General features: G+C 58.5%; 19 protein-coding genes. 12 read left to right on the top strand and 7 right to left on the bottom strand.

What is annotated here, in order from left to right; genetic code table 11:
• Positions 1-147 precede the first annotated feature (147 nt).
• The gene (gene ftrA, locus ACMWKK_RS13465; RefSeq protein ID WP_045326187.1) at positions 148-1,155 is read right to left on the bottom strand and encodes a transcriptional regulator FtrA; all 1,008 of its coding nucleotides are present in this window, start codon (positions 1,153-1,155) and stop codon (positions 148-150) included.
• Between the two features lie 73 nt (positions 1,156-1,228).
• Between ftrA and ACMWKK_RS13460 the strand changes: the two genes are divergently transcribed.
• The 8 genes from ACMWKK_RS13460 to zinT all read left to right on the top strand — a co-directional run bounded on the left by ACMWKK_RS13460 (position 1,229) and on the right by zinT (position 9,243).
• Positions 1,229-1,642, top strand: a complete 414-nt coding sequence (locus ACMWKK_RS13460; RefSeq protein ID WP_045326190.1) for a rhodanese-like domain-containing protein — start codon at positions 1,229-1,231, stop codon at positions 1,640-1,642.
• A 156-nt stretch (positions 1,643-1,798) separates the two neighbouring features.
• Positions 1,799-2,902, top strand: a complete 1,104-nt coding sequence (locus ACMWKK_RS13455) for a cobalamin-independent methionine synthase II family protein (protein ID WP_112780262.1) — start codon at positions 1,799-1,801, stop codon at positions 2,900-2,902.
• 200 nt (positions 2,903-3,102) lie between these two features.
• Positions 3,103-4,374 (top strand): urea ABC transporter substrate-binding protein, encoded by a 1,272-nt coding sequence (gene urtA, locus ACMWKK_RS13450; protein WP_112780261.1) that lies wholly within the window; start codon positions 3,103-3,105, stop codon positions 4,372-4,374.
• Between the two features lie 22 nt (positions 4,375-4,396).
• Positions 4,397-5,971 carry an urea ABC transporter permease subunit UrtB gene (gene urtB, locus ACMWKK_RS13445; protein ID WP_112780260.1) on the top strand — a complete coding sequence of 525 codons (1,575 nt, stop codon included), beginning with the start codon at positions 4,397-4,399 and terminating at the stop codon, positions 5,969-5,971.
• Positions 5,971-7,044 (top strand): urea ABC transporter permease subunit UrtC, encoded by a 1,074-nt coding sequence (gene urtC, locus ACMWKK_RS13440; protein WP_112780259.1) that lies wholly within the window; start codon positions 5,971-5,973, stop codon positions 7,042-7,044. Before urtB ends, urtC begins: the two co-directional genes overlap by 1 nt.
• Entirely contained in the window at positions 7,044-7,841 is a 798-nt protein-coding gene (gene urtD / locus ACMWKK_RS13435) for an urea ABC transporter ATP-binding protein UrtD (RefSeq protein WP_112780258.1), read from the top strand. The genes urtC and urtD overlap by 1 nt, the downstream gene beginning before the upstream one ends.
• 9 nt (positions 7,842-7,850) lie before the next feature.
• Positions 7,851-8,549 carry an urea ABC transporter ATP-binding subunit UrtE gene (gene urtE, locus ACMWKK_RS13430; protein WP_045326207.1) on the top strand — a complete coding sequence of 233 codons (699 nt, stop codon included), beginning with the start codon at positions 7,851-7,853 and terminating at the stop codon, positions 8,547-8,549.
• 52 nt (positions 8,550-8,601) lie between these two features.
• A complete protein-coding gene (zinT, locus tag ACMWKK_RS13425) occupies positions 8,602-9,243 on the top strand; it encodes a metal-binding protein ZinT (protein WP_112780257.1) in 642 nt (213 codons plus the stop codon).
• Between the two features lie 47 nt (positions 9,244-9,290).
• Here the strand turns inward: zinT and ydeE are convergent, their stop codons facing one another.
• Entirely contained in the window at positions 9,291-10,508 is a 1,218-nt protein-coding gene (gene ydeE, locus ACMWKK_RS13420) for an efflux MFS transporter YdeE (protein WP_406542812.1), read from the bottom strand.
• A gap of 194 nt (positions 10,509-10,702) precedes the next feature.
• Here ydeE and eamA point away from each other — a divergent pair, with 194 nt between their 5' ends.
• The gene (gene eamA / locus ACMWKK_RS13415) at positions 10,703-11,596 is read left to right on the top strand and encodes an O-acetylserine/cysteine exporter (RefSeq protein WP_045326214.1); all 894 of its coding nucleotides are present in this window, start codon (positions 10,703-10,705) and stop codon (positions 11,594-11,596) included.
• Between the two features lie 43 nt (positions 11,597-11,639).
• On the opposite strand, the gene marB is transcribed toward eamA, so the two are convergent.
• Genes marB through marR form a run of 3 tightly spaced genes read right to left on the bottom strand, consistent with a single transcriptional unit; the run spans position 11,640 to position 12,727 of the window.
• Positions 11,640-11,858: a multiple antibiotic resistance protein MarB gene (marB, locus tag ACMWKK_RS13410; RefSeq protein WP_045326217.1), complete on the bottom strand. Its 219-nt coding sequence runs from the start codon at positions 11,856-11,858 to the stop codon at positions 11,640-11,642.
• Positions 11,859-11,891: 33 nt separating this feature from the next.
• Positions 11,892-12,272 carry an MDR efflux pump AcrAB transcriptional activator MarA gene (gene marA, locus ACMWKK_RS13405; protein ID WP_008502237.1) on the bottom strand — a complete coding sequence of 127 codons (381 nt, stop codon included), beginning with the start codon at positions 12,270-12,272 and terminating at the stop codon, positions 11,892-11,894.
• A gap of 20 nt (positions 12,273-12,292) precedes the next feature.
• Entirely contained in the window at positions 12,293-12,727 is a 435-nt protein-coding gene (marR, locus tag ACMWKK_RS13400; RefSeq protein WP_008502236.1) for a multiple antibiotic resistance transcriptional regulator MarR, read from the bottom strand.
• Positions 12,728-12,982: 255 nt separating this feature from the next.
• Here marR and ACMWKK_RS13395 point away from each other — a divergent pair, with 255 nt between their 5' ends.
• Entirely contained in the window at positions 12,983-13,648 is a 666-nt protein-coding gene (locus ACMWKK_RS13395; RefSeq protein WP_045326219.1) for a MarC family NAAT transporter, read from the top strand.
• Positions 13,649-13,740: 92 nt separating this feature from the next.
• Here ACMWKK_RS13395 and ACMWKK_RS13390 read toward each other — a convergent pair whose 3' ends face one another.
• Positions 13,741-14,937, bottom strand: coding sequence for a sugar transporter (locus ACMWKK_RS13390; protein ID WP_112780255.1), 1,197 nt, complete (start codon positions 14,935-14,937; stop codon positions 13,741-13,743).
• Positions 14,938-15,114: 177 nt separating this feature from the next.
• Here ACMWKK_RS13390 and ACMWKK_RS13385 point away from each other — a divergent pair, with 177 nt between their 5' ends.
• Together ACMWKK_RS13385 and ACMWKK_RS13380 are read left to right on the top strand one after the other, a co-directional pair.
• The gene (locus tag ACMWKK_RS13385) at positions 15,115-15,903 is read left to right on the top strand and encodes a PhzF family phenazine biosynthesis protein (protein ID WP_112780254.1); all 789 of its coding nucleotides are present in this window, start codon (positions 15,115-15,117) and stop codon (positions 15,901-15,903) included.
• A 26-nt stretch (positions 15,904-15,929) separates the two neighbouring features.
• Positions 15,930-16,721 (top strand): PhzF family phenazine biosynthesis protein, encoded by a 792-nt coding sequence (locus ACMWKK_RS13380; protein ID WP_048994452.1) that lies wholly within the window; start codon positions 15,930-15,932, stop codon positions 16,719-16,721.
• On the opposite strand, the gene ptrR is transcribed toward ACMWKK_RS13380, so the two are convergent.
• Complete coding sequence (gene ptrR, locus ACMWKK_RS13375) at positions 16,713-17,576, bottom strand: putrescine utilization regulator PtrR (protein WP_045326227.1); 864 nt, start codon at positions 17,574-17,576, stop codon at positions 16,713-16,715. The two genes, ACMWKK_RS13380 and ptrR, sit on opposite strands and share 9 nt — an antisense overlap.
• Positions 17,577-17,593 lie beyond the last annotated feature (17 nt).

Genomic DNA, 17,593 nt, shown 5'->3' with positions numbered 1-17,593 from the left:
TTGTATGAGATCCGCAGCCCGGCCATGGAGTGTCGGGACGTAGAGACCAAAATACAAATCTATCCATGCAAGCATTTACCGCCTTTTGGGGCGGTTTTTTTTTGGACGGTTCACTGCGCGCTTAGCCCTGTGTGAAACCCTTAGCCTTTAGCGGGCGGTACCCGGACGCGAAAATTGCTTGCGGTACTGAGCCGGAGAAAGCGCAAACTGCTGGCGGAAATGATGACGCAAGGTCGACGCCTGGCCAAACCCGGTCTGTTCAGCGATGCTGTCGATGCTTAACCGGCTGCTTTCCAGATAATCTTTTGCTCTCAGCAGACGCTCATTGATTAACCAGCGTGCAGGCGTCGTTCCCGTTGCCGCCTCGAAGCGGCGAAGGAAGGTGCGCTGGCTCATTCCGACCCGGCGCGCCAGGGAGTCGACGCTATGCGCCTCGATAAGATGCGTGTGCAGAAAATCAAACAGCTGGCCCAGACGCTGGCTCTCCCGCAGCTGGGCCACCGGACGGCTTAGCTGCTGCGGCTGAGAGCCATCCCGGTGGGGCGGAATAACCAGCCGACGCGCCACGCTGTTGGCGGTTTCCATGCCATAATCCCGACGCACGACGTGCAGGCAGAGATCGATCCCCGCCGCGCTGCCCGCGGAGGTCAGAATATCCCCTTCGTCCTGGTACAGCACGTCCTCAACCACGTCGATGTCAGGATAGCGGGCCTTAAGCGCGTCGAGATAGCGCCAGTGCGTGGTGGCTTTACGTCCGTTCAGCAGTCCCGCAGCGGCCAGCACAAACACCCCCGAACAGATAGAGAGCAGCTGGCACCCGCGCGCGCTGGCCTGACGCAAGGCGTCGCAGAGCGCATCCGGAACAGGGGAGTCAAGCCCCCGCCAGCCGGGAACCACGATCAGATCGGCAGACTCAAGGAGCGTAATATCACCATCGGTAATGATGCGGATCCCGCCCGTCGCCCGAAGTTCACCGTCGTCCACGCTCGCCACCGCAAAACGATACCATGCGTCGCCCAGCTCGGGGCGCGGCAGGCCGAAGATCTCCACCGCCACGCCAAACTCAAAGGTACACAGACCGTCATACGCCAGCACGACCACCTGCGGGCGGGCAATGTGTCTTAAGTTTGTCATCTTTTTGCTGTTTTCTGGCATAGGCGAACGCATTCATGGGCTGAGTTTGTGGATAGAGTAGTGTTAACACAAACGCCTAAGATGAGGAAGAATCATGAGCTATGTTACTGAATTTCCGGCTGCCGAGCCGCAGGAAGCCGTTACCCATTTCCTGCGCCGCCTGAGCGTCGAGACCGACTGCGCTGATGTGCATCACGCCATGGTCAACCATGAGCAGGACTTCGTGCTGCTGCACGTCGTGGGAAGCCCGGAGCAGTTTGCCCGCCGTCACGTTCCCGGCGCATTGCACCTGCCGCGGAGCCAGATGACGGCGGAGCGCATGGCCCAATGGCCGGAAGGCACGCTGTTCGTCGTTTACTGCGCGGGGCCGCACTGCAACGGCGCGGACAGAGCCGCACTGAAGCTGGCGCGTCTCGGGCTGCCGGTCAAAATTATGCTGGGCGGCATTACCGGCTGGGAAGATGAAAAGTTCGCCTTTGCCGGCAGCGAAACCGCCGCTGCGCTGTGAACATGAATTTTTTTCAACACCCGTGAAATTTTCTCGTTTGCCGGAGGCGGTGAGGTATGACATTGTTTTTGGACATTTAGACATCCAGAAGTCTAAAACTTCAAATAATGAATTATCACTGCTGGCAATCATCGCCAGCAGACTGAGGAGATTTGCATGCAACGACACCACGCCCCGTACCGCGCCGATGTAGTCGGCAGTTTTTTACGCCCGGACGCCATCAAGCAGGCTCGCCTGAAGTTTGCCAGCGGTGAGATTGACGCCGGACAGCTTCGTGCGGTAGAGGATGAGGCCATTCGCCACGTCGTTGAGCAGCAGTGCGCGTGCGGCCTGCACGTGGTCACCGACGGGGAGTTTCGCCGGGCGTGGTGGCACTTCGACTTCTTCGATGGGCTGCAGGGCGTCGAGCGCTACGATTCACAGCAGGGTATCCAGTTCAACGGGGTGCAAACTAAGGCCCACGGCGTGCGCGTCACCGGCAAGCTGGGCTTTGGCGAGCATCCGATGCTCGACGATTTTCGCTATCTGAAAAGCATCAGCGGCACTGCGCAGCCGAAGATGACTATCCCCAGCCCGAGCGTGCTTCATTTCCGCGGCGGCCGTAAGGACATTGACGCGACGGTGTATCCGGACCTGAACGTCTATTTTGACGATCTGGCGACCACCTGGCGCGACGCCATTCGGGCCTTTTATGACGCGGGCTGCCGTTACCTGCAGCTGGACGACACCGTCTGGGCCTACCTGTGTTCGGACGATCAGCGCCGTCAAATCCGCGAGCGCGGGGATGATGCCGATGAGCTGGCGCGTATCTATGCCCGCGTTCTCAACAAGGCGCTGGAAGGCAAGCCGGAGGATCTGACCATCGGGCTACACGTCTGTCGCGGTAATTTCCGTTCCACCTGGATTTCCGAAGGCGGCTATGAGCCGGTGGCTGAAGTGCTGTTTGGGACGGTCAACGTTGACGCCTTCTTCCTGGAATATGATAACGACCGCAGCGGTGATTTCGCGCCGCTGCGCTTTGTCCGCCCGGGCAAGCAGCAGGTGGTGCTGGGCCTGATCACCACCAAAAACGGCGAGCTGGAGAATCCGGAAGGCGTGAAGGCCCGTCTGGAAGAGGCGGCGAAATACGTGGCGAAGGAGCAAATTTGCCTGAGCCCGCAGTGCGGCTTTGCCTCAACCGAAGAGGGTAACAGCCTGAGCGAAGCCCAGCAGTGGGATAAAGTCCGTCTGGTTACGCAGATCGCCAGCGAAGTCTGGTAAAACATCCCCGCAGCGCTGCATTATAAAAGTGCAGCGCTGTACCATTCTGAGTCGTTCTCTTTACATCCCGCATTCCACCGCCCGCTATAGCGCAATCTCCATTCTGGCACTCTTTTTGCTCCTGTTTCGCTGAGACTTTTTTTCCGCGTCCATGCCGTAACGGACGTTTTCGCACAGCGTTCTTTTTCAGGAGTGAAAATATGCAGCGTCGTACCTTATTAAAGGCCTTTGGGTTATCCGCATCCGTCGTGGCGATGGGCATCAGTTTTGGCGTGCAGGCGGCCGATACCATCAAAGTGGGGATCATGCATTCTCTGTCCGGCACCATGGCGATCTCCGAAACGCCGCTTAAGGACGTCGCGCTGATGACCATCGACGAGATCAACGCCAAAGGCGGCGTGCTGGGGAAAAAGCTGGAGCCGGTAGTGGTGGATCCCGCCTCAAACTGGCCGCTGTTCGCCGAGAAAGCGCGCCAGCTGTTAAGTCAGGATAAAGTGGCGGTGGTATTTGGCTGCTGGACGTCGGTGTCGCGCAAATCGGTTCTGCCGGTGTTCGAGGAGCTGAACGGTCTGCTGTTTTACCCGGTGCAGTATGAAGGTGAAGAGATGTCGCCAAACGTCTTCTATACCGGCGCGGCGCCGAACCAGCAGGCGATCCCGGCGGTGGAGTACCTGATGAGCGAAGATGGCGGTGCGGCGAAGCGCTTCTTCCTGCTGGGCACAGACTACGTCTACCCGCGCACTACCAACAAGATCCTGCGCGCCTTCCTGCACTCAAAAGGGGTGGAGGATAAGGATATCGAAGAGGTGTATACCCCGTTTGGCCAGAGCGACTACCAGACCATCGTCGCCAGCATTAAGAAATTCTCCGCGGGCGGCAAAACCGCCGTGGTGTCTACCATCAACGGCGATTCCAACGTGCCGTTCTACAAAGAGCTGGCTAACCAGGGGCTGAAGGCGACCGACGTGCCGGTAGTGGCGTTCTCCGTCGGCGAAGAAGAGCTGCGCGGGATCGACACCAAACCGCTGGTCGGCAACCTGGCGGCGTGGAACTACTTTGAATCTGTGGATAACCCCACCAACCAGGCCTTCGTGGCGGATTACAAAGCCTATGCGAAGGCGCACAAGCTGCCGAACGCCGACACCGTGGTGACCAATGACCCGATGGAGGCCACTTACGTGGGGATCCATATGTGGGCGCAGGCGGTGGAAAAAGCGGGCTCGACCGACGTGGATAAAGTGCGTGCCGCAATGGCCGGTCAGTCTTTTAAAGCACCTTCGGGCTTTACGCTCACCATGGATGCCACCAATCACCATCTGCACAAGCCGGTCATGATCGGCGAAATCGAAGGCAGCGGCCAGTTTAACGTGGTCTGGCAGACGGAGCAGCCGGTTCGCGCCCAGCCGTGGAGCCCGTTCATCGCCGGAAATGACAAAAAGCCCGACCAGCCGATAAAAACCGCCAGCAACTAAGCCATCACCAGGGAGAAACGTCATGAACGCCATGCGCATGTTCATCGCTCTTGTATGGCTTACCGGACTGCTGCCAGGGATGGCGCAGGCATCGGATGCCGATCGTTTTGTTGCCGCCAGCCGAAGCCAGCAGGCGGAGTTGCTGACGCAGTGGGCCGCCGCGCCGGATGCCGCGAGGCTGCCGCTGCTGCAGGCTCTACAAAAGGAAAACCTGTATACCGACAGCCAAAAGCACGCCTTCGCGCAGCGTAACGGTCAAATGGTCTCGCTCGGTGACGCGAAGGCTGTCGAAGCGCCAACTAAAGCCGTCCGCCTGACGAACCGGCTGCGGGTGCTGGCCGCGACGGCGATCGCCACGCATCAGCTGGTGAGTGACAGTGTCACAGAAAGGCGGACGGCTGCACGTCAGCTTCAGCGGGATGCCCAGCCCGGGATGCTCTCGTTTCTGGAAAAGCGGGTGAGCGATGAAACGGACGCGGTGGCACGTCAGGCTTTGCTGCTTGCGGTAGCTAATCTCCAGCTGGCAAGCCCGCAGGCGGAGGTGCGCCGCAAGGCCGTCGAATTATTAGGGCAATCCGACGATCCGGACACGGAGTCCAGGCTTAACCCGTTTACCCAGCCACAGACGGAGCCGGATGCCGGGGTTCGCGCCGCCGCGCAGGAGAGCCTGAGCCAGATCCAGCACCGACTGATGTGGGGCGATCTGCTGGGCCAGGCGTTTATGGGGCTGTCGCTCGGGTCGGTGCTGCTGCTGGCGGCGCTGGGGCTTGCCATCACCTACGGCCTGCTCGGCGTCATCAACATGGCGCACGGCGAGATGCTGATGCTGGGGGCGTACGCCACCTGGATGGTACAGCAGGCGATGGCCGGGCTGGCGCCCCAGTGGGTTGCGCTCTATCCCGTTGTCGCGCTGCCGGTGGCGTTCTGCCTGACGGCGGGCATTGGGATGGTGCTGGAGCGCACGGTGATTCGCCATTTGTACGGTCGTCCGCTGGAAACGCTGCTGGCGACGTGGGGGATCAGCCTCATGCTTATCCAGCTGGTGCGCATGACCTTTGGTGCCCAGAATCTTGAGGTCGCCAACCCGGCATGGCTTTCCGGCGGAGTGCAGGTTTTTGCCAACCTGACGCTGCCGTGGAACCGCATCGTGGTGCTGGGCTTCGTGCTGCTGGTGCTGTTCTTTACCTGGCTCATTCTGAATAAAACCCGTCTGGGGCTCAACGTGCGGGCGGTGACGCAAAACCGCGGCATGGCCGCCTGCTGCGGGGTACCGACGGGGCGAGTCGATATGCTGGCGTTCGGGCTTGGCTCGGGGATAGCCGGGTTAGGCGGCGTGGCGCTCTCGCAGCTCGGTAACGTCGGGCCGGAGCTGGGCCAGGGATACATCATCGACTCCTTCCTCGTGGTGGTGCTCGGCGGCGTAGGCCAGCTGGCAGGCAGCGTGGCGGCGGCCTTTGGTCTCGGCATTTTCAATAAAATTCTTGAGCCGCAGATGGGGGCGGTGCTGGGGAAGATCGTGATTCTGGTTGCGATCGCGCTGTTTATACAGAAACGCCCGCAGGGGTTGTTTGCGCTGAAAGGGAGGGTGATTGACTGATGAGCCAGCCGCTGACCTTAACGCTGGCGCGCAAAGCGCCGCGCGCGACGCAGCTTGCCGGCAGCCTGCTGGTGGTGTGTCTGCTGATATTGCCATTTTTCGCCCTGCTGCCTGCGACGCATCCGCTGGCGCTTTCGACCTGGATGCTGACGCTGGTGGGCAAGATCCTCTGCTATGCCATCGTTGCGGTGGCGCTGGATCTGGTGTGGGGCTATGCCGGAATGCTTTCCCTCGGGCACGGCATCTTCTTCGCCCTGGGCGGCTACGCGATGGGTATGTACCTGATGCGCCAGGCCTCGGGTGACGGTCTGCCCGCGTTTATGTCGTTTCTTTCCTGGAGCGAACTGCCGTGGTTCTGGTGGGGAACCCAGCATTTTGCCTGGGCGCTGGCGCTGATTGTGCTCGTGCCGGGGCTGCTGGCGCTGGTGTTCGGCTGGTTTGCCTTCCGCTCGAAGATCAAAGGGGTCTATTTTTCGATTATGACCCAGGCGCTGACCTACGCGGGGATGCTGCTGTTCTTTCGCAACGAAACCGGCTTTGGCGGCAATAACGGCTTTACCGGTTTTACTACGCTGCTCGGGTTTTCAGTGACGGAAACGACGACCCGTATCGCGCTGTTTCTGGCGACCGTGCTGCTGCTGATTCTGGCGCTGGCTACCGGATTTGCGCTGGCAAAGAGCAAGTTTGGCCGCATCCTGACCGCCGTTCGCGACGCGGAAAACCGCCTGACGTTTTGCGGCTACGATCCGCGCGGCTTCAAGCTGCTGGTGTGGACGCTCTCCGCCGTGCTGTGCGGCCTGGCAGGGGCGCTGTACGTCCCGCAGGTGGGCATCATCAACCCGGGTGAAATGTCGCCGACGAACTCGATAGAGGCCGCCATCTGGGTGGCGCTGGGCGGGCGCGGCACGCTGGTCGGGCCGGTGATTGGCGCTGCGCTGGTGAACGGGGCGAAGAGCTTTTTCACCGTCGCGATGCCGGAGTACTGGCAGCTGTTTCTGGGATTGATTTTTATCGCCGTCACGCTGTTTTTACCGCGCGGCGTCTACGGCCTGTTTCGAAAGGGAGAGAAATAATGCAGCCAGCCGAAGGGTTATTCACCCGCCAGCTGCCGGGCGACCGCTACCGTGACCAGACCGACCCGGTGCTTCAGCTTGAGTCCGTTAACGTCAGTTTTGATGGATTCCAGGCCCTGACCGATCTCTCGCTGAACATCGGCGTGGGGGAACTACGCTGCGTGATTGGCCCCAACGGCGCCGGTAAAACCACGCTGATGGACGTCATTACCGGCAAAACGCGGCCAAAGAGCGGGAGAGCGATTTACGATCAATCCATCGACCTGACCGCGCTGGAGCCTGCGGCCATTGCCCGCCAGGGGATCGGGCGCAAATTCCAGAAGCCCACGGTCTTTGAGGCGCTGACGGTGTGGGAAAATCTTGAGATTGCGATGAAAGCCGATAAGTCCGTCTGGGCGAGCCTGCGGGCCACGCTCAACGGTGCGCAGCGGGACCGAATTGACGAGATGCTGGTTTTGCTGCGGCTGACCGGCGAGCGCGACCGCCGCGCCGGGCTGCTGTCGCACGGGCAAAAACAGTTCCTGGAGATCGGCATGCTGCTGGTGCAGGACCCGCATCTGCTGCTGCTGGATGAACCGGCCGCCGGAATGACCGACGCGGAAACGGAATACACCGCCGAGCTATTCAAAACCCTGGCGGGCAAGCATTCCCTGATGGTGGTGGAGCACGATATGGGCTTTGTTGAAACCATTGCCGATCGCGTGACCGTGCTGCACCAGGGGCGCGTGCTGGCAGAAGGATCGCTTCGCGAAGTGCAGGCCAACGAGCAGGTGATTGAGGTCTATCTGGGGCGCTAAGGAGAGAGGATGTTACAGGTCAACGAACTGAATCAGTACTACGGCGGGAGCCATATCCTGCGCGGCGTGAGCTTTGAGGCCGTCACCGGCGAAGTCACCTGCCTGCTGGGACGCAACGGCGTCGGGAAAACCACGCTGCTGAAGTGTCTGATGGGGCTCATCCCGGCGAAAACCGGGGAGATTATCTGGCAGGGGAAGAAAATCACCCACAGTAAACCGCACCAGCGGGTGCAGTCTGGCGTGGCGTATGTTCCGCAGGGGCGCGAGATTTTCCCGCGCCTGACCGTGGAAGAGAACCTCCTGCTCGGGCTGTCGCGGTTTCCCGCCCGCGAGGCGAAGCGGGTACCGGATGAGATCTGGCAGCTTTTCCCGGTGCTTAAAGAGATGCAGCACCGCCGCGGGGGCGATCTCTCTGGCGGGCAACAGCAGCAGCTGGCGATTGGGCGCGCGCTGGCGAGCCGCCCGCAGCTGCTGATCCTCGATGAACCCACCGAAGGCATACAGCCGTCAGTGATTAAAGAGATCGGCCAGGTGATCCGCACCCTGGCAAACAGAGGTGACATGGCGATCCTGCTCGTCGAACAGTTTTACGACTTCGCCGCCGAGCTGGCCGACAGCTACCTTCTGATGTCGCGCGGCACCATCATCCAGCGCGGGCGGGGCGAAAACATGGAGCAGGAGGGCGTTCGCGGGCTAGTTGCGATCTGAAATGTTATAATATAACATTCTCATTCTTATCAAACGGAATGAGGGTGTTACTTTGGCTGCACATATTGGAAAATTTGCCATGACTCTGGGGGCGCTGCTGGTCAGCGGCCAGCTGTTTGCCCACTCGCACGGCCATCAGATGACCGAAACGGAACAGAAAGCGGCAAACGGCGTGTTTGAGGATAAAGACGTGAAGGACAGATCGCTGTCGGACTGGGACGGAACCTGGCAGTCTGTCTATCCTTTCCTGCTGGATGGTTCGCTGGATCCGGTCTTTAAGCGGAAGGCGCAGAAGGATAAAAGCAAAACCTTCGATGAGGTGAAAGCCTACTATCGTAAGGGATATGCAACGGACGTGGATGCCATCGGCATTGAAAATAACGTGATGGAATTCCATCAGGGTAAAGCGGTCAGCCGCTGTCATTATGACTACAGCGGCTACAAAATTCTAACCTACGCGTCAGGCAAGAAAGGCGTGCGGTATCTCTTTGAGTGCAAGGACGCAGACAGCAAGGCACCGAAATTTGTGCAGTTCAGCGACCACACCATCGGGCCGAAGGCCTCTTCGCACTTCCATATCTTCATGGGCAACACCTCTCACGAGGCGCTGCTGAAAGAGATGGATAACTGGCCGACCTACTACCCGAACGAGATGTATAAAGAGCAGGTGGTCGAGGAAATGCTGCACCACTGATGCTTGTGCTTTTGCCGGGTGGCGGCTGCGCCTTACCCGGCCTACGATTAGGCTTTTGTAGGGCGGGTCAGCGCAGCGCCACCCGACACGCTATCTTCACTTTTCACGCTCATCCCGCGCAAAATCATCAGCCAGGCCATAACGATGGCGACCATCATGATCGCAAACAGCGACCAGTGCGGCAGGTGGGTCAGGATAATACCGGTGATCATCGGGTTTGCCGCCGCGCCGAGCCAGCCCAGCGCCTGCGCGGAGAAATAGCTTGCCTTCATGCCCGGCGGGGCGATGTTGTCGATCAGCATGTATTCGCCCGGTGCATAGATAATCTCACCCAGCGTAAAGATGGCGGCGGCGATGCCCCAGTAAACCAGGTTTTCCCCGGAGAGCATAAAGCCGCCAAGCCCCAGGATAAAAAACAGGGTGGCGAGGGTCATCAGCGGGCGAATATTGCTGGCGGAGATCTTGCGCCCGAGCGCATATTGCAGCGTCACCACCACGGCGGCGTTGACGGGCAAGACTACGGCGACCACCTTTTCGGCGAAATCGCTGTCCGCATGAGCGGCCAGGACGTACTGCGAAATACAGCTCGCGAACGATCCGCCGACGTAGGAGGCCAGCAGGCCAGACAGCGTATACCAGAACAGCGCGCGGTCTTTCAGCAGGACCGACGGCTGCCAGGGCATCTTCTCCTCGGCGGTATCTAACGCCACGCTCTTCTGCACGAAGAAATGGATGAATCCCAGCGGAAGGGCGGCGCAGAAGGCCGCCAGCCAGAACGGCAGCTGCAGGCTGTACATTACCAGCAGGGTGCCAATTGGCGGGCCGATCGTCCAGCCAATGTTCAGAAAGCTGTAGTTCAGCGAGAAGACGCGCGCTTTCTGGCTTGCGGTGAGCACGTCGGAGAACCAGGCCTTCAGCACCGTCGAAAAGACGGAATAGGCGCAGTTGATCAGCGCAAAGAACAGCACCACCAGGGTGACGTTATCCACCAGCGGGATGGCGACGAATCCGGCGATAAACGCCACGATCGCAATCAGCATGTAGCGTTTTTTATCAAACTTATCGGCAAGAATGCCAAATCCCAGGCTGAACACCACGCCGATGGTCAGCGCAACCGTCAGGGCATAACCAATATTCTCCACGCTCATGCTGTAAACGCGCGTGAGATAAATGGTCATAAACGGCAGCGTTGCCCCACGACCAATGGTTAACAACAATGACGATGCCAGCAGCGCTGCGGTTGAGCGCCTGAGAGATGGTTTCATATTCCTGCCCGACAGTTGCTTATGCTTTTATTAGACGTGTGTTAACAGGATTACCATGACATAAGGGGCTTGTATAGCACCTGATTTATCCCTAAGTGCCTCAGCTGCCTGCCAGAATTAATGATCTTCTCGCCGCGCGCTTTTTTCTGTTACCTTGAAGTGTTAACAAGTTATTAATAATTCAGGGGCAGGGTATGACGCGTAAAGACGGGCTGCTGGCGTTGCTGGTGGTCGTAGTGTGGGGGCTCAATTTTGTGGTCATCAAGCTGGGGCTGCATAACATGCCGCCGCTGATGCTGGCCGGTTTGCGTTTTATGCTGGTGGCGTTCCCGGCCATCTTCTTTGTTGCCCGTCCGAAGATCCCCTTTAAGCTGCTGCTGGGCTACGGTTTGACCATCAGCTTCGGCCAGTTCGCGTTTCTCTTCTGCGCCATCAAGTTCGGTATGCCGGCTGGCCTGGCCTCGCTTGTCTTACAGGCACAGGCGTTCTTTACCATTATTCTCGGCGCGTTTGTGTTTGGCGAACGCCTGCAGGGCAAGCAGCTGGCGGGAATTACGCTGGCGGTGTTTGGCGTGCTGGTGCTCATTGAAGCCAGCCTGAACGGTCAGCACGTGGCGCTGCTCGGCTTTATGCTGACGCTGGCGGCGGGGCTGAGCTGGGCCTGCGGGAATATCTTTAACAAGCTGATTATGCAGCACGAGGCGCGGCCGCAGGTGATGTCCCTGGTGGTGTGGAGCGCGCTGATACCGGTTATCCCGTTTCTGCTGGCGTCATCTATTCTGGACGGTCCGGCCGTCATGCTTAACAGCCTGGTGGAGATCGACCTGACCACAATCCTTTCGCTGGTCTATCTGGCCTTTGTCGCTACCATCGTGGGCTACGGGATCTGGGGATCGCTCCTGGGGCGCTATGAAACCTGGCGCGTCGCGCCGTTGTCCCTGCTGGTGCCCGTGGTAGGGATGGCGAGTGCGGCTCTCTTACTGGATGAAACGCTCAGCGCGCTGCAGCTGTTTGGTGCCGCGCTGATCATGGCCGGGCTCTATATTAACGTCTTTGGCCTGCGCGTTCGGCGCGCGGCGCGGGTGTGATAAAGGCATAAAAAAAGCCCCGCGTCGGCGGGGCAAAAACGAATCAGAGGCCGTGCTGATTATAATAAGGCACGCCTAATTCGTCGGATTTGTCGCTACCAGCACCCATATGGTTGAAATCATAAGGCGACTGGCCATGTGCTGACGGCAAAATCATCGTATCAGGATTATTTTGCTGCGTTGCACGAGGGGTTTGCTCCGCGAAGGTCTGGCTGGAGAATAGCACCAGCAAGGCGAGGGCGGCGGAGGCGATAACTTTCATGATTTCCTCGGTTACGTCTGTGACAGGCGATAATTAACTACAGTGTTTTAACGGATACAGGTATCGGGATTCGCCCGGCACGCTGGTGATTCGGTACTTATGAGGCGGCACGTCAAAATAGTTCTTGAACGTACGCGTCAGGGTTTGCTGTGATTCAAATCCGTAGCGCTCCGCCAGATAAAGGATCGGCTCATTGCTTTCTTTCAGTTTCTGGGCAATTTCCGTCAGCTTGCGGCTGCGAATATATTGACCCAGTGAATGGCCGGTCTCTTTTTTGAACATCCGTTGCAGGTGCCATTTGGAGTAACCTGAACGCTCTGACACTTTTTCAAGGGAGAGCGGCGATTCCAGGTTATCCTCGATCCAGTCCAAAATGCTATGAATGGTGATAGCGTCAGTATTGCGTCTGGACATCGTCATACCTCTTTTTCTGTTTACGGCAGTATTTTCTTAAGCAGAAGCTCAAGGGTTGCCACCTCATCTGCCGTTAAGTTTTTTGTTAGTTCCTGATGCAGTGTTTGTCCTACTAATTGATGACATTGCTCGCACATGGCCGCGCCATCGCTGGTCAGCTTCACCAGTACGCCGCGTTTGTCATTCGGGTTAGGGCTTCGTTCAATCCATCCTTTACAGACGAGACGATCGAGCATGCGGGTTAACGCGCCCAGATCGACAGAGAGCACCTTTTTCAGCTCAACCGGCGTGATACACACTTCGCAGCGAATGGAGCACAGCACTTTGAACTGTGTTGCGGTGATATCCAGCGGTGACAGGTAGTCATTGAGCAGGCGATCTTTTTTCTGATTGACCATATGAATAAGACGACCCAGCGGAACAACGTCGTTAAAGATATCACTGGTGCTTTTCACAATGGTTGCCCTGGCAAGTAGTTAGTCACGGCAGATATTATTGCTCAGGCAAGTATAAGTCAACTGAATGAATAAGCCGATGCCACGAATTGCTAAAACGTTTCATGAACTTTTTTTGAATGCTTTAAAATCATATAGATAACCACCAGTTATCTTTTCCGAAGTAAAATAATCGTTACGTTGCGCGGATGGCCTAACGTCACACTTTCCCCCTATACTTGCGGGGTTGAATATGGATAAGGACGACGATGCACTATGTTGGATTTAATTAAAGCAGTGAGTCTCGGGCTGGTGGTCTTGCTGCCGTTAGCGAACCCGTTAACCACGGTGGCGCTTTTCCTTGGGCTGGCAGGGAATATGAACAGCGCCGAGCGCAATCATCAGTCGATGATGGCTTCCGTCTATGTGTTTGCCATCATGATGGTGGCCTACTATGCCGGACAGGTGGTGATGAACACCTTCGGGATCTCCATCCCGGGTCTGCGTATCGCCGGGGGGCTGATTGTCGCCTTTATCGGTTTCCGCATGCTGTTCCCGGCGCAAAAAGCGCATGAGTCGCCGGAGGCCAAAAGCAAATCCGAAGAGCTGGAAAGCGAACCGTCCGCCAATATTGCCTTTGTGCCGCTGGCCATGCCGAGCACGGCGGGACCGGGGACCATCGCGATGATCATCAGTTCCGCGTCGACGGTGCGCGATAGCTCAACCTTCCCGGACTGGGTGCTGACGATTGCGCCACCGCTGATTTTTGCGATTATCGGGATTATCGTCTGGGCATCGCTGCGCAGTTCCGGCGCCATCATGCGCTGGGTAGGCAAGGGCGGTATCGAGGCGATTTCCCGCCTGATGGGCTTCCTGCTGGTCTGTATGGGCGTGCAGTTTATTATTAACGGCGTGCTGGAGATTATTAAGACCTATCATTGAATTCATTGCCGGGTGGCGCTGCGCTTACCCGGCCTACGTTCGAGCCGTTTTAGGCCCGGTAAGGCGCAGCCGCCACCCGGCACAAATGCTCCTCACCCGTGCTGCCCCTGTTCCTCCAGCGCCACCGGCCATTTACGAAAGATAAGCACCGACCAGACCAGCGCCACCAGGGCCGGAATAGCCCCCAGATAGCCAATCGCCGACATCGAGACGTGCAGAATAACCTGATTTCCCACCAGCGCCCCTGCGCCAATGCCCAGATTGAAAATCCCCGAGAACAGCGACATGGCAACGTCCGTCGCGTCCGGCGCCAGCGCCAGCACCTTCACCTGCATGCCCAGACCAATAATCATGATCGCCACGCCCCAGAACAGGCTGAGGAACGCCAGATGGCTTTCGCTGCCTGCGGCAGGCATCAGCAACAGCAGGCAGGCCAGCAGCAGGCCGATGGCGCCGCTCACGAGCAAGGAGGCGTGCCGGTTGCCCAATTTACCGAACAGCACGCTGCCAATAATGCCCGCGCCGCCGAGGATCAACAGCAAGACGGTGGCAAAGTTGGCGCTAAAGCCCGCCACCACCTGCACAAACGGTTCAATGTAGCTGTAGGCCGTATAGTGGGCCGTTACCACGATCGCGGTAAGGAGATAGATACTCAGCAGCGCCGGGCGACGCATCAGCAGCGGCAGGCTTTTCAGCGAGCCGGAATGTTCGCTCGGCAGCGCGGGCAGGAGCTTGATCAGGCACACCAGGGTAGCGAGCGCGCCCATGCCGATCGCAAAGAAGGTGGTACGCCAGCCGAAGTATTGCCCCACGATGCGGCCAATCGGCAGGCCCAGCACCATCGCCAGCGCGGTACCGGTGGCAATCAGGCTCAGCGCCTGCGCGCGTTTACCCGCAGGGGCCAGGCGTATTGCCAGCGACGCGGTGATCGACCAGAACACCGCATGGGCAAAGGCAATGCCGATGCGGCTTATGACCAGCACCGTAAAATTCCACGCCATAAACGACAGAATGTGGCTGGCGATGAACAGGGCAAACAGGCCGATTAGCAGCTTACGCCGCTCCATCTGGCTGGTCAGCAGCATGAACGGTAAGGACATCAGCGCCACGACCCAGGCGTAGATGGTCAACATAATGCCCACCTGAGCCGTTTCCATCTGGAAACTTTCAGCTATGTCAGACAACAGCCCAACCGGAACAAATTCTGTGGTGTTAAAAATAAACGCGGCAATGGCCAGCGTGACCACGCGTAGCCACGCAACCCTGCGGGAAACTGTGTTCGTTGTCATAGGGATGTCGGAGATTCGTTGCTGAAAAGAAGAGGAGACGATCTTAAAACGTCAACCGGCGAAAACTCAATCATTATGTGATGCAGATCTCAATATTTACCTTATGAAAGCGGTAGCCGGGGACGCTGTTTTCATTGAATATAAAAGAACAACACAATAAAAACAGGCGGTAAGACAATGCAGGAGATTGATTTTTATCTGGTCGATGCGTTCAGCGATACCACGTTTGGCGGTAACCCGGCCGCCGTGTGCCCGCTGAAAGCCTGGTTACCCGATGAGACCTTGCTGAAGATGGCGCAGCAGCACAATCAGTCGGAAACGGCCTTTTTCGTCTGCAGCAAAGGGGGCATTGAGCTACGCTGGTTTACCACGCTTAGCGAAGTCAATCTCTGCGGTCACGCCACGCTGGCGGCGGCGCACGTTCTGTTTACCGAGCTGGATTACCCGGACGCGCGGATCCACTTTGATACCGCCTCTGGCCGCCTGACGGTAACCCGCGAAGGGGACTGGATGACGCTGGACTTCCCGACCTGCCCAACCCATGAAGAGACGCCCCCGCCGGAGATGCTCTCGGCGCTCGGTATCCGTCATTACGTTGAAGCCCGCAAAGGGCGCGCCTGGCTGATCGTGCTGGACAATCGCCAGCAGGTCGAAGCCCTCGCGCCAACCTTTTCGGCAATGACGCCGGGCGAGCATAAGGTGAGCGTGACGGCGCGGGGTGAGGGGGAATACGATTTTGTCAGCCGCTTTTTCTCCCCCGGCGTTTCCGTACCGGAAGATCCGGTCACCGGCTCCGCGCATACGATGCTGATCCCCTACTGGGGCGAAAAGTTGGGCAAAACGACGATGCTTGCCCGTCAGGTTTCCGCGCGCGGCGGGGATGTGCGCTGTGAACTGAAAGGCTCGCGCGTGCTGATGAGCGGACAGGCTTTACTTTATCTGAAAGGCACAGTTTTTCTGCGCTAATACCCATAACAAGAGAGGAAGAGACAATGCAGGAAATTGATTTTTATCTGGTGGATGCCTTCAGCGACAAAACCTTTGGCGGCAACGCCGCGGCGGTGTGTCCTCTGGAGGAGTGGCTTCCGGACGAGACGCTGCTCAAGATGGCGCAGCAGCATAACCAGTCCGAGACCGCCTTTTTCGTGCGCACCGACGGCGGGTTTGAGCTGCGCTGGTTTACCACGCGGGATGAAATTAACCTGTGTGGTCACGCTACGCTTGCCGCATCGCACGTTATTTTCGAATACCTTGACTATCCGCACACCGAAATCACCTTCACCACCCGCTTCGTGGGCGAGCTGACGGTTAAGCGCAGCGGCGACTGGCTGACGCTGAACTTCCCCGCGTGGTCAACGGAGGTTGTGGATAATCCCCCCGAGGTGCTGTTTAGCGCCCTGGGTATCACCGCGGCCAAAGAGGTGCGCGTCGGACGCGATTACATGGTGGTGCTGGAGAGCCAGCAGCAGGTGGAGGCGTTAACGCCGGATATTAGCGCCATGCTTCCGCTGGATAAAATGGTCTGCGTGACCGCGCCGGGAGAGAAATATGACTTCGTCAGCCGCTTCTTCTGCCCGGGCGAAGGGGTGCCGGAAGATCCGGTTACCGGATCCGCCCACAGCATGCTGATCCCTTACTGGAGCGAAAAGCTGGAAAAAACGTCACTCAGCGCCCGCCAGGTGTCCTACCGTGGCGGGGATCTGCGCTGCGAGCTGAAGGGCGACCGCGTGCTGATTGGCGGCCAGGCGACCCTGTACCTGAAGGGAAGCGTCTTTTTACGCTAGCCGTTCGTTTAGCAGCGCGATAAAGGCTTCCAGCTGGCGGGTCATCGCCCCGCGTCGCCACACCAGCCAGGTTGTAAGCCAGCGCCAGTTTTCTGCCAGCGGCCAGGCTTCAACCTGATGGTGTCCCGGCATACTCTCCAGCATCGAGCGCGGCATCAGCGCGATGCCCGCGCCCGCAATGACGCAGGCGAGCATGCCGTGATAGGACTCCATCTCATGAATGCGGCCGGGCGTGGCTCTGTCCGCATGAAACCAGCTTTCAAGGTGTCGGCGATACGAGCAGTTCGCGCGAAAGGCGTAAACATCGCTGCCGCTGACCTGTGCGGCGCGTGAGATTTCCGCCTGTCCGGCTGGCGTGACCAGCATCATCTCTTCTCTGTAGACCGGCATCCCCTCCAGCTCAGGGTGCGACAGCGGCCCGTCGACGAAGGCGGCGCTTAAGGTTCCCTCCAGTACGCCATCAATCATCGTCCCGGATGGCCCAGTAGAAAGGGCAAACTGGATGCGCGGATAGCGCTGGTTAAACTGCGCCAGCGTTTCGGGAATGCGTACGGCGGCGGTACTTTCCAGCGCGCCGAGGGCGAATAACCCCTGCGGCTCGTCACCCGCGACGACCATCCGCGCTTCATCCACCAGCGCCAGGATCTGCCTGCTGTAGCGCAGGAAGTTATGCCCGGCGGGCGATAAGCGCAAACGCTGGTTCTCACGGATAAACAGCTCCACGCCAAGATCGGCTTCCAGCTGGCGGATGCGGGTCGTCAGGTTTGAGGGGACGCGGTGCACCTTCTGCGCCGCCTGGGTGATGCTGCCCGTCAGCGCGACGGCGTTAAACATTTCAAGCTGGGTTAAGTCCATAGCATTCTCGTTTCGTG

This window comes from Enterobacter sp. 01-M-03-SI-ECC (assembly GCF_047530215.1).
In the GTDB taxonomy this organism is placed as follows: Bacteria; Pseudomonadota; Gammaproteobacteria; order Enterobacterales; family Enterobacteriaceae; genus Enterobacter; species Enterobacter chengduensis.
This window is presented reverse-complemented; position numbering and strand designations above follow the sequence as displayed.

What these genes read in the sequence shown, in the direction of transcription:
- ftrA (WP_045326187.1), bottom strand. Translation starts at nt 1,155, where the DNA reads ATGCCAGAAAACAGCAAAAAGATGACAAACTTAAGACACATTGCCCGC.
- ACMWKK_RS13460 (WP_045326190.1), top strand. Translation starts at nt 1,229, where the DNA reads ATGAGCTATGTTACTGAATTTCCGGCTGCCGAGCCGCAGGAAGCCGTT.
- ACMWKK_RS13455 (WP_112780262.1), top strand. Translation starts at nt 1,799, where the DNA reads ATGCAACGACACCACGCCCCGTACCGCGCCGATGTAGTCGGCAGTTTT.
- urtA (WP_112780261.1), top strand. Translation starts at nt 3,103, where the DNA reads ATGCAGCGTCGTACCTTATTAAAGGCCTTTGGGTTATCCGCATCCGTC.
- urtB (WP_112780260.1), top strand. Translation starts at nt 4,397, where the DNA reads ATGAACGCCATGCGCATGTTCATCGCTCTTGTATGGCTTACCGGACTG.
- urtC (WP_112780259.1), top strand. Translation starts at nt 5,971, where the DNA reads ATGAGCCAGCCGCTGACCTTAACGCTGGCGCGCAAAGCGCCGCGCGCG.
- urtD (WP_112780258.1), top strand. Translation starts at nt 7,044, where the DNA reads ATGCAGCCAGCCGAAGGGTTATTCACCCGCCAGCTGCCGGGCGACCGC.
- urtE (WP_045326207.1), top strand. Translation starts at nt 7,851, where the DNA reads ATGTTACAGGTCAACGAACTGAATCAGTACTACGGCGGGAGCCATATC.
- ydeE (WP_406542812.1), bottom strand. Translation starts at nt 10,508, where the DNA reads ATGAAACCATCTCTCAGGCGCTCAACCGCAGCGCTGCTGGCATCGTCA.
- eamA (WP_045326214.1), top strand. Translation starts at nt 10,703, where the DNA reads ATGACGCGTAAAGACGGGCTGCTGGCGTTGCTGGTGGTCGTAGTGTGG.
- marB (WP_045326217.1), bottom strand. Translation starts at nt 11,858, where the DNA reads ATGAAAGTTATCGCCTCCGCCGCCCTCGCCTTGCTGGTGCTATTCTCC.
- marA (WP_008502237.1), bottom strand. Translation starts at nt 12,272, where the DNA reads ATGTCCAGACGCAATACTGACGCTATCACCATTCATAGCATTTTGGAC.
- ACMWKK_RS13395 (WP_045326219.1), top strand. Translation starts at nt 12,983, where the DNA reads ATGTTGGATTTAATTAAAGCAGTGAGTCTCGGGCTGGTGGTCTTGCTG.
- ACMWKK_RS13390 (WP_112780255.1), bottom strand. Translation starts at nt 14,937, where the DNA reads ATGACAACGAACACAGTTTCCCGCAGGGTTGCGTGGCTACGCGTGGTC.
- ACMWKK_RS13385 (WP_112780254.1), top strand. Translation starts at nt 15,115, where the DNA reads ATGCAGGAGATTGATTTTTATCTGGTCGATGCGTTCAGCGATACCACG.
- ACMWKK_RS13380 (WP_048994452.1), top strand. Translation starts at nt 15,930, where the DNA reads ATGCAGGAAATTGATTTTTATCTGGTGGATGCCTTCAGCGACAAAACC.
- ptrR (WP_045326227.1), bottom strand. Translation starts at nt 17,576, where the DNA reads ATGGACTTAACCCAGCTTGAAATGTTTAACGCCGTCGCGCTGACGGGC.